Source organism: Bacillus sp. TH13 (genome assembly GCF_016651175.1).
GTDB lineage: Bacteria > Bacillota > Bacilli > Bacillales > Bacillaceae_G > Bacillus_A > Bacillus_A thuringiensis_S.
The window spans coordinates 1263867-1279149 of the sequence record NZ_JAEKEJ010000025.1 but is presented as its reverse complement, the minus strand read 5'-3'; the positions used below and the strand labels follow the sequence as shown (position 1 = coordinate 1279149).

The following is a 15283-nucleotide window of genomic DNA, read 5'->3' as shown; positions in this document are numbered from 1 at the left end:
TATTTAATATATAAAGTTTAATCGAGATAAAAAAAATTGCAAATATGAGGTGAGAAACGATGATAGAAAAACGAATTCCGATTCAAGTTGCTGAGGCAGTAGAGAGAGTAATGGAATATGCGAAGAATGGTGAAGTAGAAGAGGTTTCTATTACGGAAAGTTATGGGAGAATTCTTGGGGAGGATGTTGTCTCTGATCATGACGTTCCTCATTTTGATCGGTCTCCTTACGATGGTTTCGCAATTCGAGCAGAAGATACGGAAGAAGCGAATCAAGAGAATGCGATTGAGTTTGAAGTAATAGGGGAAATCGGGGCAGGATCTGTTTTTTTAGATGAAGTAGCGCCTTTTAAAGCGGTTCGTATTATGACGGGAGCAGCTATTCCAGAGGGTTGTAATGCAGTCGTAATGCTAGAGCTGACGGAGGGTTTTGAGAAGAACGGAAAAACATATATGAAGGTAAAGCGTCCGTTTAATAGTGGTGACAATGTGTCATTTAAAGGGGAAGATATAAAACAAAATCAAGTTCTCGTTAAGAAAGGCGTTGCAATTAATCCAGGTGTTGCGGCATTACTAGCAACGTTTGGATATAGCACTGTAAAAGTTGTAAAACAGCCTGTTGTCGGTATTGTAACGACAGGAAGTGAATTATTAGAAGTACATGAGCTGTTAGAACCAGGGAAAATTAGAAATAGTAACTCGTATATGATCGCAGCTCAAATTATGAAAGCTGGCGGGAAAGTTCGTTATTATGGTCAACTCGCGGATGAGTTAGATGCATGTTTTACAGCTGTTCAATCAGCGATGGATGAGGTCGACATTTTAATTACAACAGGCGGTGTATCAGTAGGAGATTATGACTACTTACCAGCTATTTATGAAAGATTACAGGCGAATGTACTCTTTAATAAAATAGCGATGAGACCAGGAAGTGTAACGACAGTAGCTGAAGTTGATGGAAAGTTACTTTTCGGCTTATCAGGGAATCCATCAGCTTGCTACGTAGGCTTTGAGCTATTTGTGCATCCGGTTATAAAGACATATTTGTATGTGAAAGAACCTCACATATATATAGCAGATGCTATTTTACAAAAAGATTTTCCGAAACCAAATCCGTTCACTCGTTTTGTAAGAGCAAAGGTAACAATCGCGGAAGGGGTATTACAAGCGATGCCGGTCGGTTTAGATAAATCGAGTGCGGTCTCTTCACTTGCCGATGCGAATGCTTTTATTGTATTGCCTGGAGGAACGAGAGGATTTGAAGCAGGGATGAAAGTATCTGTATTGTTGTTAGAGCACTCTGAGGGATGTGATTGGCCATGGGCAAAGCCCCTTCAATCTTACAAATAGTAGGGTATCAAAACAGCGGAAAAACGACACTTGTAGAGAAAATTGTGCATGTGTTAGCTGAAAGTGAAATGAAAGTTGCTACAATTAAACATCACGGGCACGGAGGTTTTCCGGAAGTAGCGCAAAAAGATAGCGAACGACACCGTAAAGCTGGTGCTATCGTAAGTGGTGTAGAAGGTGCTGGATTGCTTGCACTTTCTTCACTAAGAAAGAAATGGTCCTTGCAAGAAATTATTCGCTTATATGAGTTTTTTGAAGTGGATACAATTTTAATAGAGGGTTATAAAAAAGAGAACTATCCAAAAGTAGTGTTACTTCGTTCTGCGGAAGACGTTGAGCTTTTACATAAAGTAGAAAATATAGTAGCGATTATTACGTGGTATGATGCCCCGGCAAATATACGAGAAGAATATAAAGTATTTCATATAACAGAAGAAGAGTTGTACATAGACTGGTTTTTACAAACGGTTAGGAGTGCGAAATGACAAATATATATTATGAAGTAATTGATACAGAGATCTCGATTGAAGAGGTAACGAAGAAAGTAATTCGACGTGAATGCGGTGCTGTTACAACATTTATTGGAACGGTTAGAGAGTTTACGAAAGGCCGTCGTACATTATACTTAGAGTATGTTGCTTATAAGACGATGGCAGAAAAGATGCTAGAGAAAATTGGTCTGGAAGTGAAAGAGAAATGGCCAGGTACATATGTTGCGATTACACATCGCATCGGTACGTTGCAAATTTCTGATATAGCGGTTGTTGTTGCTGTTTCAACACCACACCGTAAAGCGGCTTATGAAGCGAACGAATATATTATGGAACGCATAAAACAAATTGTTCCGATTTGGAAAAAGGAGTTTTGGGAAGATGGTGACTCATGGATTGGTGATCAATTAGAAAAAACACCATATCCGGCGGGAGAGCCTGGGAAGGAGCTATAAGCATGATTCGAGTATTGTTATTTGCGCACCTGCAAGAAGAAGCAGGGACAAGTGAATTACGAATAGAGAAAGAAAATATTACGGTTGCACAGTTAAAAGATGTTGTTGCGAAAGAATATAATGTACCAGTTTCAGAGCCAATTATGGTTGCGATTAATGAAGAATACGCAAATGAAGATGACAGGGTCCAAGATGGTGATGTTGTTGCACTTATACCACCAGTGAGCGGTGGTTAATATTGGATTCATTAAAACGACTTTCCTACATAGGGAAAGTCGTTTTTTTATGGCAGTTTTGAGAACACTAATCTATAGAACAAGGAGGGAACTATGAAAAAAATATGTGTAGTTATCATAATGCTATGTGCGGCCTTTTTCTCTTCTCCAAGTGATTCTCTCGCGAAAGAATCAAGAGAACAGCTTTTAGAGAGTGCATTATCAAATAGGTACTATTCAGTTATTAGACAAGTGACAGAAGATCAATATGAATGTGTTTCAGTTATAAATATAAAGCGTCTCGGCAAGAAAGATGAATTTGTTCCTAGGTATGAAGTGAAGCTACAATTTCTTACATTTCAAGGAGCGCATAATCCGCCGAACGATAAAGTTACGCTTACTTTGGAAGATCATTTAGATCACGTAAAGATAAAGAAAGTGGAGCGAGAAAAGAAGGTTTCTGACGCTATTGCAGAAAAAGTTTGTGAACGGGAAAAAGAAAAAATAAAAGCTCACTCTAATGACTTAGAGTGATAACCTATGGCATTTAGTAAAGAAAGGTAATGAGTGATGGATATATTTTTAGCAATTTTACCAGCTATATTTTGGGGAAGTATTGTGCTATTTAACGTAAAACTGGGCGGGGGACCGTATAGTCAAACGCTCGGAACAACGTTTGGAGCACTTATTTTCTCAATTGTTGTTTATATTTTTATGAAGCCAGTATTAACACCTACCGTTATCGGAGTTGGAGTTGTGTCAGGTTTATTTTGGGCGCTTGGTCAGGCGAATCAATTGAAAAGTATTGATTTAATGGGTGTTTCGAGGACGATGCCAATTTCAACAGGACTTCAATTAGTCGCGACGACTTTATTTGGTGTTATCGTATTTCATGAATGGTCCACGACAATATCGGTCGTCCTTGGGATTTTAGCGCTCGTTTGTATTATTATCGGTGTTATTTTAACATCGCTTCAAAGTGAAGAAGAAAAGAATGCAGAGCAAGCAGCAAACTTTAAAAGAGGTATCGTAATTTTATTAATTTCAACAGTCGGTTATTTAGTTTACGTAGTAGTGATTAGGTTATTTAACGTAGATGGTTGGTCGGCTTTGTTGCCACAAGCAGTTGGTATGGTGTTAGGTGGGATTTTGCTTACCTTTAAGCATCATCCATTTAATAAATATGCAATTCGAAATATTATTCCAGGATTAATTTGGGCAGCTGGAAATATGTTTTTATTCATTTCGCAGCCGCGTGTTGGAGTCGCAACAAGTTTCTCGCTATCGCAAATGGGAATTATTATTTCCACGCTTGGTGGGATCCTTATATTAGGTGAAAAGAAAACGAAACGCCAATTAACGGGTATCGTTGTCGGTATCGTTTTTATTATCGCAGCCGGAATTATGTTAGGTATAGCCAAAAGTTAAAGGAGGTATGGAAATGTATAGTGATTTAGCAGGGAAAGTTGTCGTTATTACAGGATCAGCAACTGGTCTCGGAAGAGCGATGGGAGTGAGGTTTGCTAAGGAAAAAGCGAAAGTGGTTATTAATTATCGCTCACGAGAATCAGAAGCGAATGATGTGTTAGAAGAAATTAAAAAGGTAGGCGGAGAAGCGATTGCTGTAAAAGGTGATGTAACGGTCGAATCAGATGTGGCGAATCTCATTCAATCTGCTGTGAAAGAGTTTGGTACGCTTGACGTTATGATTAATAATGCAGGGATAGAAAACGCGGTACCGTCGCATGAAATGCCGCTTGAAGATTGGAATAGGGTAATTAATACAAATTTAACAGGTGCTTTTTTAGGAAGTCGTGAAGCGATTAAATATTTTGTAGAACATGATATTAAAGGGTCTGTCATTAATATGTCTAGTGTTCATGAGAAAATTCCGTGGCCACTATTTGTGCACTATGCAGCAAGTAAAGGCGGTATTAAACTGATGACAGAAACGTTAGCGCTAGAATATGCGCCAAAAGGTATTCGAGTAAATAATATTGGGCCAGGTGCAATTAATACGCCGATCAATGCAGAAAAATTTGCTGATCCTAAAAAACGTGCTGACGTAGAAAGTATGATACCGATGGGCTATATTGGAAAACCTGAAGAAATTGCAGCAGTAGCAACTTGGCTTGCTTCATCAGAGGCGAGTTACGTAACTGGAATTACGTTATTTGCAGATGGTGGAATGACTTTATACCCATCGTTTCAAGCTGGGCGTGGGTAATATGAAAAGGACAAAGAGTTTATCTCTTTGTCCTTTTTTTACAAAAAAAATAGCGTTTGGCTATTTAAAATTTAATGATTAATTGTATCTTGAAGAAATTCTGTTGCTTGATGTTCAGTAACATTTTGTACGAGCGCGACTTCGCTGATCATCATCTTTCGTGCATTATCTAGCATTTGTTTTTCGCTCGCATTTAATGCTCTCTCTTTATTACGGCGAAGTAAATCCCGAACCACTTCTGCGCTATCTTGTAAATTGCCATTTTTCATTTTTTCCATATTCATTGTATATCTTTGTTTCCATGAGAGTGATGGGTCTGCCTCCCCGTTTTGAAATTCAAGAAGTATATCATCTAACGTACCTCGATCAACGATATAACGAATACCTGATTTTTTTAATTGATCCATCGGAAGCATTACTTGCATATCTTTACTAATGATGCGTATCACACAATATTGACGTGAAGTACCTAATATTTCTTTCTCTTCAATTGCTTCGATGATTCCTGCACCGTGCATTGGATAAACGATTTTATCACCAATTTGAAACAAATCATCCACCTCCATATGTGGTAACCACTTTTAATGATAGCACACGTATGTAAAAATGTCAAATTTTATATAATAACATAATATTTATATTCGAGTCAATAATGTAAAGTGCTTTTTTTATGTTTTTTTGGGGATTTTATTTATAGTGATTTTTTTAGAAAAATAGTACAGGTGAAGAAAGAAGGCATATCCACTTATTTTTAAGCATAAAATGTAAAAGCGCTAATACAATATACCTAAATCCGTTCTTTGCAAAGGAGGGAGAGAAGGTGGGGCGCACAATAAAAATTGATATTACAAATAAAGTTGTAGCTAAATTTAGACCAAATTATTTGGAATTATATACGAGTAAATTTATGATAGGTAAGTTTTATGTCTATACTGAAGATAAAGAATATGTGTTAGAAGACGGATATATATATGAGAATGGAAAGTTTTATCGCATCATAGATACGCACCGTGGCAATAATCAAGCGGCGGAGGGCTGCGATCTAGGACGGTGTTAACATGATTCGTGTGAAAGTGTTTGATGAAAGTCACGAAAAAGACTTAGAAGATGCTGTAAATGTTTTTTTGAAAAAGATTGATGATAGCAACTTTGTAGATATTAAATATCAAGTTGGTGTTTCCATTAACGACGATGAAAACCAAATTTATTGTTTTTCAGCAATGATCGTTTATAAAGCATAAAAAAGAGCTGGGTGAGCCAGCTCTTTTTTATGCTTTATGTTGGGACAACATGTGTCGGTAATACGTTCATAATAGATTGGGTTGCGCCTAATTGCTTGGTCGTTAAAAGAGGCTCCCCTGTTTCGTGATTTTGGGCATCTTTACACATACCAAGGTGATAACGATCACCTAAAAATGGATCAATATAAAAACCATTTTTGAATACTTTATCATTTGGATGTTTTTCATGGTGAATATCAGAGCAGTTAATGCAATAGAACATAGCGTTCAACCCCTTTTTATTTTGTTTGAAAAAAGTGAGTTGGTAGTCATTTCGCTCCTAAGGAAATGTTGAGGAGAAGAGAAATAACTACCTACTCAAATGGTGGGCATATTCCTTCTGATTTGTCATATCTCGCGTATTGTCCCTGAGGGAAGGAGGAGAGACGAAGTACGCATGATATAAGTAAGGCGCTTCTTTCAATATGAATGATGGAGTTTCATGTTGAGAGAAGTTTTTATTTTGTATTGCCTTTGTGAGTATATTATGAGGAAATGCTAAGAGGGTGTTTGTCCTGTTGAAAAAATGTTGAGAATTTCTCAACAGTAAAAGAATTAGCGTTGACATGAAACTAAAAGGTGTTATATTATCAAAGTGTAACCAAAAGGTGTTATGTTATAACGCCGAGTAAAGGAGAATGAAAATGGAACAACAAAATACATTAAATGATATTAAACAAACAATCGTTTTTAACGCGTCTATTCAAAAGGTATGGAATGTAGTATCAACTGCAGAAGGGATCGCGTCATGGTTTATGCCAAATGATTTTGTATTAGAGGTAGGACATGAATTTCATGTGCAATCACCATTTGGGCCATCACCATGTAAAGTGTTAGAAATTGATGAGCCAAACCATTTATCTTTCTCATGGGATACAGATGGCTGGATTGTTTCATTTAATTTGAAAGACTTAGGAGATAACAAAACAGAATTTACGTTAATTCACGGCGGCTGGAAACATCCTGATGAAATTCTTCCGAAAGCAAATGCGAAGAGTTCTATTATTCGCGATAGAATGAGCGGTGGTTGGGTAGCGATTGTAAATGAAAAACTGAAAAAGGTTGTCGAAGGCTAAGTGTCCTCGTCAGCAGCGAAATATGATGTATTTCAAGCAATTGCTGATCCAACCCGCCGAGAAGTAATACGGTTATTAAGTGACAAAGAGTTACCGATTTCCAAAATAACGGATCATTTCCCGATGAGTCGTACTGCGGTTGTAAAGCACCTTCATATTCTTTCGGAAGCGAATTTAGTAAGTGGAAGAAAAAGCGGAAGAGAGAAGATATATCGTTTGCATCCAGAACCATTAGAAGAATTACAACAGTGGCTCTCGTATTATGAACGTTTTTGGGATAATAAATTATCCATGCTGAAACATATTGTGGAGAATGAAGAATAAAAAAAGGGTGACCAAAATGGTCATCCTTTTTATTGTTGCTCACTTGTTTGTGTAGCTGGCTTTAATAAAAGCCAAGCGATAATTAATGTAAATACTGCTAATACGAAAGTGCTCATATAAATGACGTGTACGCTTGATGCTAATGCGGATTGCGATTCGGTTACTACGTTTGCTGTAGTACCGCCATGTCCACCAGATACAAGATCAAGATTTTTAATACCACGTGCGTGAATCATCGTATTGAAGATTGTACCGAATATTGCAGCACCTAACGTTTGACTAAATGTATTAATAAATGTGTTTAAACCAACAGCTGTTCCGCGTGTATGAGCTGGTACGGCTGCTTGAATTGTTACCATGTAAATTGGTGTCACAAGCCCCATGCCTAAGCCGAATAATCCGACTGCTACATAAATAAGGAACGATGGTGAATTGGTTGATAGTGTAAATAATAAGAAGGTAGCGACTGATAAAATGCTAGCCCCAAGTAAAATGATTTGTTTCGTTTTTAATTTGCCTACTAAGTTACCAGAGAAAATAGCGCCAAATGTCCACATAACAGGGATTGGCATTAAAATAAGTCCAGCTTCTGTAGCATTTTTCCCTAATACACCTTGGCTCCAAATTGGAAGGTACATTGTAATACTAATAATCATTGCGCCAGCAATAAGAGTTAATATATTTATCGTAGATAATGTACGGTTAGAGAAAAGTGTTAAAGGAATTAATGGTTCCGGAGATTTTTTCTCGATGAACAAGAAAATAATGAATGAAATAGCGGCAAAGATTAATAGGCCGATAATTGTCATGTCTCCCCAGTTTTGCTTACTGCTACCTGTTAATAATGCATATAGTAGAGCGATTGTACTTAATGAGAAGACTGTTGCACCAAGATAATCGATATGATGTTTAGCAGGTTTAATAGATTCTTTGTAGTAAATTACAATCATTAAGCAAGCGATAATTCCGAATGGGACGTTTAAGAAGAAAATATAACGCCAAGAAAGAGAATCAACTAAAAATCCACCTACTAACGGTCCGATAACACCGGATACACCCCAAACGGCACTCATCCAACCTTGTGCTTTCGCGCGGTCTTTCGCTTCGCTATATAAGTCTCCAATAATCGTCATTGTGATTGGCATAACAGCACCAGCACCGATACCTTGAAGCGCGCGGAAGAAAATTAATTGTTCCATCGATGTAACGACTCCGCAAAGTGCAGAACCGACTAAAAAGATTGTAGCCCCGATTAGTAAAACCTTTTTACGACCGAATAAATCAGCGAGCTTTCCGTATATTGGAGTCGAAACAGCTGTTGCAAGCATATAAATTGCATATACCCAACTAACAAGTTCGACGCCTGACAAATCACTCGTTATACGAGGGATTGCTGTACTAACAATCGTTCCTTCTACCGCAGAAAGAAACGTCATTAACATTAAAGACATCATGACTTTTTTTCTCATTTGTTTTCCCCTTACCCTTTTTTAAATATTCAACAATATAAAATATAAAGGTACTAAGGTAAATAAAGCAACAAAAAAGCAATGGAAAGTTACATGGAGCAGATATTTGTCGCTTCTTGTCGGTAAGTCGATATATTTGAGAAATCGCTGATAAATTTGGAAAATCGCCGATATAATTACAGAATCGCTGATATATCTGTGGAATCGCCGATAATGATTTCATGGCAGTATTAAAAAAGAAACAGGAATCCCTGTTTCTTTTTTAATACTGCATTTTCGCGTTTTCTCCAGCAGTCGTTCCAGCAATTCTACCAGTAACAAGGGCTGATGTAATATTATAGCCACCAGTATAACCGTGAATATCAAGAACTTCTCCGCAGAAATATAAGCCGTTCGTGAATTTAGAAGACATTTCTTTCGGATTAATTTCTTTCACGGATACACCTCCGCCAGTAACGAATGCTTTTTCAATTGACTGCGTACCATTTACATTTACAGTAAACTCTTTAAAGTCTTTTACAAGTGCACGAATCTTTTCGTGAGAAACTTGTCCAGCTTGTTCACTACCGTCAATTTCATTTTTTTCCAATAAGAATAGGAAGTAACGTTCAGGGACATAACCTTTTAAAACGTTTTTAATTCCTTTTTTCGGATCTTCTTTCATTTGTTTCAGCATGCGCTGAAATAGTTGTTCACTATTTTCCTCTGGCAATGCATCAATACTCATTTGTATTGTATTCGTTTTAAACTTTTTCAGTGCTTTCACGACGAATTGACTACAGCGAAGAGCAGCAGGACCAGATAGGCCGAAATGAGTGAAGAGCATGTCCATTTTGTGAGAAATGATAGCTTTTCCTTTCGGGTTTAATACGCTTAAGTTTATATCACGTAAAGCAAGACCTTGTAATGAGCGATCACGTATAAACGGCTCGTTTGAAAGAATAGGTACTTCTGTTGGGAATAATTCTGTAATTGTATGACCTGCTTTTTCAGCCCAAGCGTATCCGTCTCCAGTGGAACCAGTTTGAGGAACGGATTTTCCGCCAACAGCGATAACGACGTGATTTGTTTCTAACACTTCGCCTGTTTGCAGTACAACTGCTTTCGTTTGACCATTTTCATATTCAATCGTTTCAACAGGCGTATTTGTACGGATTTTTACACCTAAGTTTTTTAATCGTATTAAAAGTGCGTCTACAACAGATTGCGCTTTGTTTGACACGGGGAACATGCGACCGTGGTCTTCTTCTTTCAATTTAACACCAAGATTTTCGAAGAATGTAATAATATCTTCATTATTAAAAATAGAAAAAGCGCTGTATAAGAAGCGACCGTTTCCTGGTATATGTTTAACAATTTCATCAAGTGGTAGACGGTTCGTTACGTTACAGCGCCCGCCACCAGAAATTGCAAGTTTACGCCCGAGTTTATTTCCTTTATCAAGAAGCAAGACATTTGCGCCTTCTTCTGCAGCACCAATTGCAGCCATTAGCCCAGAAGGACCGCCGCCGATGACAATAACATCATAATGCATAATATATCGACCTCATTTTCTACATTTCCTGCCTAAAAGAATAGCATGTTTTCCCTTAAAAGAAAAATAGAGTGAAGTACTGCTTAATGAGAGAATTGTGGTACAATACAAAAGTTAGAGTTCAGCACTATCCTGCTATTTGTAGGCGATAAGACTAAAACCTCAAGATTTAGGAGAAGTAAATAGGGAGTCTGTTAGCCTGTAAATGCTCGAATGGTTCAACTAATAAGGAGTAGGAGAGAAGTCTCCAACTAATTATAGTTTCACTTTATGTAGATGTAGGAGGATTTTTGTATGTCCGATTCGAAATTTCTGCGCGGAACGCTTATTGTTACGCTAGGGACATTTTTAGTAAAGTTCTTAGGCATGATTTACGTCTTTCCGTTTCATGCATTAGTAGGCACAGAAGGCGGAACGCTCTATACATATGGATACATTCCATATACGATCTTTTTAAGTATCGCAACGGCAGGTGTGCCGCTTGCTGTTTCAAAATTTGTTTCCAAATATAATGCGCTTGGCGATTATAAAACGAGCCGGAGAATGTTCCGCTCGGGAATGGTTATGATGATAGTAACAGGAATTCTTTCGTTCCTAGTACTGTACATGACGGCACCGTTGTTTGCAGAAGCGATGCTTGGTAAACAAAGTATACACAATAATGTAGGAGAAGTTACGACGATTATTCGTCTTGTAAGTTTCGCACTTATTGTTGTACCAGCAGCGAGTTTAATTCGTGGTTATTTCCAAGGTCACCAGTCTATGGGACCAACTACCGTTTCACAAATTATTGAACAAATTATTCGTATCGTCTTTTTATTAGCAGGTAGTTTTATCGTTATTAAAGTACTTGGCGGTACAGTTGCAACAGCAGTTGGAGTAGCAACATTTGCTGCGTTCGTTTCAGCGGTTGGAGCACTCGGTGTGTTAATTTGGTACTGGTTAAAACGTAAAAAATATTTGGATCAATATTTAATTGAACAAACTGTACCAGAATCAACAGTAAGTACTGTTCAATTGTTTAAAGAGTTATTCGCATATGCGATTCCTTACGTTGTAATTGGGTTAACAATTCCTTTATATCAACAAATTGATACATTGACATTTAACTCAATTATGCAGGCGATTGGTCAAGGGGATATCGCAGAGCGAGCGCTTGGTATTTTCACAATGTGGACGCATAAGTTAATTATGATTCCTGTATCACTTGCAACAGCGTTTAGTTTAACGCTTGTACCAGCAATTACAAAATCATTTACTGAAAAACAATACCGCTATTTGAAATTACAAATTACACAAACATTCCAGGCAAATATGTTTTTAACATTGCCAGCAGTTATCGGTATTTCAACACTTGCATATCCAATTTACACTGCTTTCTATGACTCAGATCCATTAGGTGGACAAGTATTAATGTGGTATGCACCAGTTGCATTGTTATTTGCTTTATTTACTGTAACAGCGGCAATTCTTCAAGGGATTAATCAGCAAAAGCATGCGATTGTCGCGCTTGTTATGGGTGTTATTTTGAAATTTGTATGTAACGTAATCTTTATTCGTTATTTCGGTACAGTAGGAGCAATTCTAGCGACCGCAGTTGGTTTCTTAGCTTCTGTTTGGTATACAAATCGACAAATTAAAAAATACGCACACTATTCATTCGGTGTTGTATATAAAAGAACATTCCAAATTGCAGTACTGACACTTATAATGGTCGTTGCTGTAAAACTATCACAATGGCTTCTATCCTTCATGATTTCGCCTGATGGCCGTATTGGTGCTCTTATAACAGTTGCGATTTGTGCAGGTATTGGTGGTCTTGTTTACGGATTGTTAGCAATTCGCACAGGAGTACTTGAAAGAGTATTTGGCGGAGAAGCATTAGATAAAATTCAACGTAAACTTGGTAGTAGATTTAAAATAAAGTTGAAATCAAGAGGGGCGTAATTACGTCCCCTTTTCTATGATAAATAAAGAAGGTGAAAAGCGTGAGATTAGATAAATTATTAGCGAATATGGGATATGGAAGTAGAAAAGAAGTAAAGAAATTATTGAAGGATGGCGTTGTGAAAATTGATGGAACGCCAGTAAAAGATGCGAAAGTTCATGTAAATGTAGAAGAGCAAGAAGTTATGATTCACGGTGAAGTTGTGGAATACAAAGAGTTTGTTTACTTAATGATGCATAAACCACAAGGTGTTATTTCAGCGACGGAAGATGATAACCATGAAACAGTAATAGATTTATTAGAATTAGAAGATGCAATCTTTGATCCGTTCCCAGTTGGACGACTTGATATCGATACGGAAGGTTTCTTATTGATAACAAATGATGGGAAGTTATCACATCAATTATTATCTCCGAAAAAGCATGTGCCGAAAAAATATTATGCACACGTTGCAGGAGTAGTAACAGAAGAGGATGTAAAAGAGTTTGCTAAAGGTGTTATCTTAGACGATGGCTATGAAACAAAGCCAGGTGCGCTTACAATATTGAAAAGCGATGATATTTCCGAAATTGAGCTTGTGATTACAGAAGGGAAATTCCATCAAGTGAAGCGTATGTTTGAAGCGGTAGGGAAAAAAGTAGTCTATCTAAAGAGAACAGAGATGGGTCCGTTAGTATTAGATGAAGAACTAGAACTTGGACAATACCGAGAGCTAACAGATGAAGAAGTAGAAATGTTAAAAACATATCAAGTAGATACTGAAAAGTAGTACTTTTATAGGCGCAGAAAAGACCCCTTTCTAATAGTTAGAAAGGGGTATGTATTTATTTACATACAATTATTTTTCGTTATGAGGTCATTCTCACTTTCTTTCCTGTTGTTGTCCACTTACCGCGGCAAGGGCTATACACGAGTTCATTAAACTGCAACACATTTAGATCACGTTGTATCGTTCGCGGTGTGATCCCGAACTCATCTACAAGGTCTTTCGTCGTTACCGTTCCGTTTTCATTGATGTACATATAAATTGATTTAATGCGTGTTAGCATACGAGTAGTTGTAGGTTTCAAGAGAAAACCACTCCTCTACTAGTTTTTTTGACCCCATTCAGGAAAGAAGGTCGTTACTACCATTGTACTCTACATGATAAAATTCATGCTTTAATCTACTTAAATTTTACAAAAGTTTAACAAAAATTCATATAGAAAAATATTGGTAGTTGACATTGTATATATGGTCAGTCAACTAACACATAAAATTCTACGTAAAACGCCAAATTCCTGCAAAATTTTTTGAAAAAACAAAAGAAAAACTAATAAGAAATGTCTGAAATATTACAATTGTTCGGTATTTATTTTTCGTGTATGGCATAAGGGATTTCGGTTTGCTATGATGAAAGAGATAATATAGTGAAGGATGGATGCGTGATGTCAGCGATTAATTGGACAGAAGAAGTGGCAAAACGAAAAGATGATTTAATTCGTGATACACAACAATTTTTACAAATTAAAAGTGTATGGGAAGAAGAATCGGCGAAAGAGGGCGCACCATTCGGTGAAGGTGTAGAAAAAGCGCTATCTTTCATGTTATATAAAGGAGAAGCTGAAGGTTTTGCTTCTAAAAATTTAGAAGGATACGCAGGTCATCTTGAAATGGGACAAGGAGAAGAATTAGTAGGTATTCTTTGTCACGTTGATGTTGTACCAGAAGGAGATGGCTGGACGACTCCCGCATATAGTGCGGATATTCGCGATGGAAAGATTTTTGCACGTGGTGCAATTGACGATAAAGGCCCAACGATGGCAGCATATTATGCGATGAAAATTGTGAAAGAATTAGGCTTACCTCTTTCAAAACGTGTTCGTATGATTATAGGAACAGATGAGGAAAGCAATTGGAAATGTGTAGATCACTACTTTAAAAACGAAGAAATGCCAACAATCGGTTTTGCACCAGATGCAGACTTTCCAATTATTAATGCAGAAAAAGGAATTTCTGATATACAAGTTGTGCAAAATGGAAGTGAAGAGAAAAAAGGTACATATGAACTTGTTTCATTTGATTCAGGGCGCCGTTTAAATATGGTTCCTGATTTTGCAGAAGTGGTTATTACAGGAGAAGATGTAAATGCACTTACAGTAGCATATGAAGAATATTTACAAACTGCTAAAAAAATAGGGAAATCGACTATAGAAGGAAATACAGTGACATTGCAAATAAAAGGAATTTCAGCGCACGGATCTACTCCTGAAAAAGGAGAAAATGCAGGTTTATTATTAGCAAACTTCTTAACTACAGTTTCACTTGATGGAAAAGCAACTGCATTTGCGACATTTGCAACAGAAACATTTACTGGTGATATTTTTGGTGAAAAAGCTACTATTGCTTATAAAGATGAAATTAGCGGTCCGTTAACAGTGAATGTCGGTCGCCTTTCTTATACGAAAGAAAATGGTGGTAACTTAGGTCTAAACGTACGTTACCCGGTTACAACTAACTTTGAAGAAACAATTGCGAAGTTGAAAGAGTATGTTGGTACGCATGCATTTGAAGTAGCTGACTATTCTAATTCACGCCCGCATCACGTTGATAAAGACCACGTATTAATTCGTACGTTGCAACGTGTATATGAGGAACAAACAGGTGAAAAAGCAGAACTATTAGCAATCGGCGGAGGTACTTATGCTCGCTCATTAAAAGCTGGTGTGGCATTTGGACCGCTATTCCCTGGAAAAGAAGAACTTGCGCATCAAAAAGATGAGTACATTGAAATTGAAGACTTATTAAAAGCAACAGCAATTTATGCGCAAGCAATTCATGAACTAGCGAAGTAAAGTGAAACTTTAATCGCCGATATATGAATAATGACCGCTCTCTACTTTAGAGGGCGGCTTCTTTTTAATTGAATGAGATAA

The 15283-nt window shown here is 37.3% G+C and carries 19 protein-coding genes; 14 read left to right on the top strand and 5 right to left on the bottom strand.

Annotated features, from left to right (window positions below; all coding sequences use genetic code 11):
- Positions 1-59 precede the first annotated feature (59 nt).
- From JFU02_RS14895 to JFU02_RS14865, 7 genes are all read left to right on the top strand, one after another.
- On the top strand, positions 60-1349 hold the full coding sequence (locus tag JFU02_RS14895; protein WP_061667148.1) for a molybdopterin molybdotransferase MoeA: 1290 nt from the start codon (positions 60-62) through the stop codon (positions 1347-1349).
- Positions 1319-1834 carry a molybdopterin-guanine dinucleotide biosynthesis protein B gene (gene mobB / locus JFU02_RS14890; protein ID WP_000513627.1) on the top strand — a complete coding sequence of 172 codons (516 nt, stop codon included), beginning with the start codon at positions 1319-1321 and terminating at the stop codon, positions 1832-1834. Before JFU02_RS14895 ends, mobB begins: the two co-directional genes overlap by 31 nt.
- Complete coding sequence (gene moaE, locus JFU02_RS14885) at positions 1831-2295, top strand: molybdopterin synthase catalytic subunit MoaE (RefSeq protein ID WP_061667149.1); 465 nt, start codon at positions 1831-1833, stop codon at positions 2293-2295. The genes mobB and moaE overlap by 4 nt, the downstream gene beginning before the upstream one ends.
- 2 nt (positions 2296-2297) lie before the next feature.
- Positions 2298-2531, top strand: coding sequence for a molybdopterin converting factor subunit 1 (moaD, locus tag JFU02_RS14880; protein WP_000621782.1), 234 nt, complete (start codon positions 2298-2300; stop codon positions 2529-2531).
- 93 nt (positions 2532-2624) lie between these two features.
- A complete protein-coding gene (locus tag JFU02_RS14875; RefSeq protein ID WP_061667150.1) occupies positions 2625-3044 on the top strand; it encodes a DUF3888 domain-containing protein in 420 nt (139 codons plus the stop codon).
- Between the two features lie 36 nt (positions 3045-3080).
- Positions 3081-3938, top strand: coding sequence for a glucose uptake protein GlcU (gene glcU / locus JFU02_RS14870; RefSeq protein ID WP_000350861.1), 858 nt, complete (start codon positions 3081-3083; stop codon positions 3936-3938).
- Between the two features lie 13 nt (positions 3939-3951).
- Positions 3952-4737: a glucose 1-dehydrogenase gene (locus tag JFU02_RS14865; protein ID WP_061667151.1), complete on the top strand. Its 786-nt coding sequence runs from the start codon at positions 3952-3954 to the stop codon at positions 4735-4737.
- Between the two features lie 71 nt (positions 4738-4808).
- Here the strand turns inward: JFU02_RS14865 and JFU02_RS14860 are convergent, their stop codons facing one another.
- Positions 4809-5303, bottom strand: coding sequence for a CarD family transcriptional regulator (locus tag JFU02_RS14860; protein ID WP_000451440.1), 495 nt, complete (start codon positions 5301-5303; stop codon positions 4809-4811).
- Between the two features lie 254 nt (positions 5304-5557).
- Between JFU02_RS14860 and JFU02_RS14855 the strand changes: the two genes are divergently transcribed.
- Both JFU02_RS14855 and JFU02_RS14850 read left to right on the top strand, forming a co-directional pair.
- Positions 5558-5794, top strand: a complete 237-nt coding sequence (locus tag JFU02_RS14855) for a DUF2553 family protein (protein ID WP_000533803.1) — start codon at positions 5558-5560, stop codon at positions 5792-5794.
- Between the two features lies 1 nt (position 5795).
- A complete protein-coding gene (locus tag JFU02_RS14850; RefSeq protein ID WP_000621751.1) occupies positions 5796-5978 on the top strand; it encodes a sporulation protein Cse60 in 183 nt (60 codons plus the stop codon).
- A 34-nt stretch (positions 5979-6012) separates the two neighbouring features.
- Here JFU02_RS14850 and JFU02_RS14845 read toward each other — a convergent pair whose 3' ends face one another.
- Positions 6013-6240 carry a DUF3973 domain-containing protein gene (locus JFU02_RS14845; RefSeq protein ID WP_000498991.1) on the bottom strand — a complete coding sequence of 76 codons (228 nt, stop codon included), beginning with the start codon at positions 6238-6240 and terminating at the stop codon, positions 6013-6015.
- Between the two features lie 421 nt (positions 6241-6661).
- Here JFU02_RS14845 and JFU02_RS14840 point away from each other — a divergent pair, with 421 nt between their 5' ends.
- Both JFU02_RS14840 and JFU02_RS14835 read left to right on the top strand, forming a co-directional pair.
- Positions 6662-7093, top strand: a complete 432-nt coding sequence (locus tag JFU02_RS14840) for an SRPBCC family protein (RefSeq protein WP_000437760.1) — start codon at positions 6662-6664, stop codon at positions 7091-7093.
- Positions 7094-7417 (top strand): ArsR/SmtB family transcription factor, encoded by a 324-nt coding sequence (locus tag JFU02_RS14835; RefSeq protein WP_000098837.1) that lies wholly within the window; start codon positions 7094-7096, stop codon positions 7415-7417.
- A 29-nt stretch (positions 7418-7446) separates the two neighbouring features.
- Here the strand turns inward: JFU02_RS14835 and JFU02_RS14830 are convergent, their stop codons facing one another.
- Together JFU02_RS14830 and JFU02_RS14825 are read right to left on the bottom strand one after the other, a co-directional pair.
- Positions 7447-8886, bottom strand: a complete 1440-nt coding sequence (locus JFU02_RS14830; RefSeq protein WP_001228031.1) for an MDR family MFS transporter — start codon at positions 8884-8886, stop codon at positions 7447-7449.
- 262 nt (positions 8887-9148) lie between these two features.
- The gene (locus JFU02_RS14825) at positions 9149-10420 is read right to left on the bottom strand and encodes a BaiN/RdsA family NAD(P)/FAD-dependent oxidoreductase (RefSeq protein WP_086405801.1); all 1272 of its coding nucleotides are present in this window, start codon (positions 10418-10420) and stop codon (positions 9149-9151) included.
- 294 nt (positions 10421-10714) lie between these two features.
- Here JFU02_RS14825 and JFU02_RS14820 point away from each other — a divergent pair, with 294 nt between their 5' ends.
- Positions 10715-12367, top strand: a complete 1653-nt coding sequence (locus tag JFU02_RS14820) for a putative polysaccharide biosynthesis protein (protein WP_061667153.1) — start codon at positions 10715-10717, stop codon at positions 12365-12367.
- Between the two features lie 41 nt (positions 12368-12408).
- Entirely contained in the window at positions 12409-13137 is a 729-nt protein-coding gene (locus JFU02_RS14815; RefSeq protein WP_001234947.1) for a pseudouridine synthase, read from the top strand.
- 79 nt (positions 13138-13216) lie between these two features.
- Here JFU02_RS14815 and JFU02_RS14810 read toward each other — a convergent pair whose 3' ends face one another.
- On the bottom strand, positions 13217-13438 hold the full coding sequence (locus JFU02_RS14810) for a DeoR family transcriptional regulator (protein WP_000805512.1): 222 nt from the start codon (positions 13436-13438) through the stop codon (positions 13217-13219).
- A gap of 357 nt (positions 13439-13795) precedes the next feature.
- On the opposite strand from JFU02_RS14810, the gene pepV reads away from it, so the two are divergent.
- Positions 13796-15202: a dipeptidase PepV gene (gene pepV / locus JFU02_RS14805; RefSeq protein ID WP_061667154.1), complete on the top strand. Its 1407-nt coding sequence runs from the start codon at positions 13796-13798 to the stop codon at positions 15200-15202.
- The last annotated feature ends 81 nt before the right edge of the window (positions 15203-15283 follow it).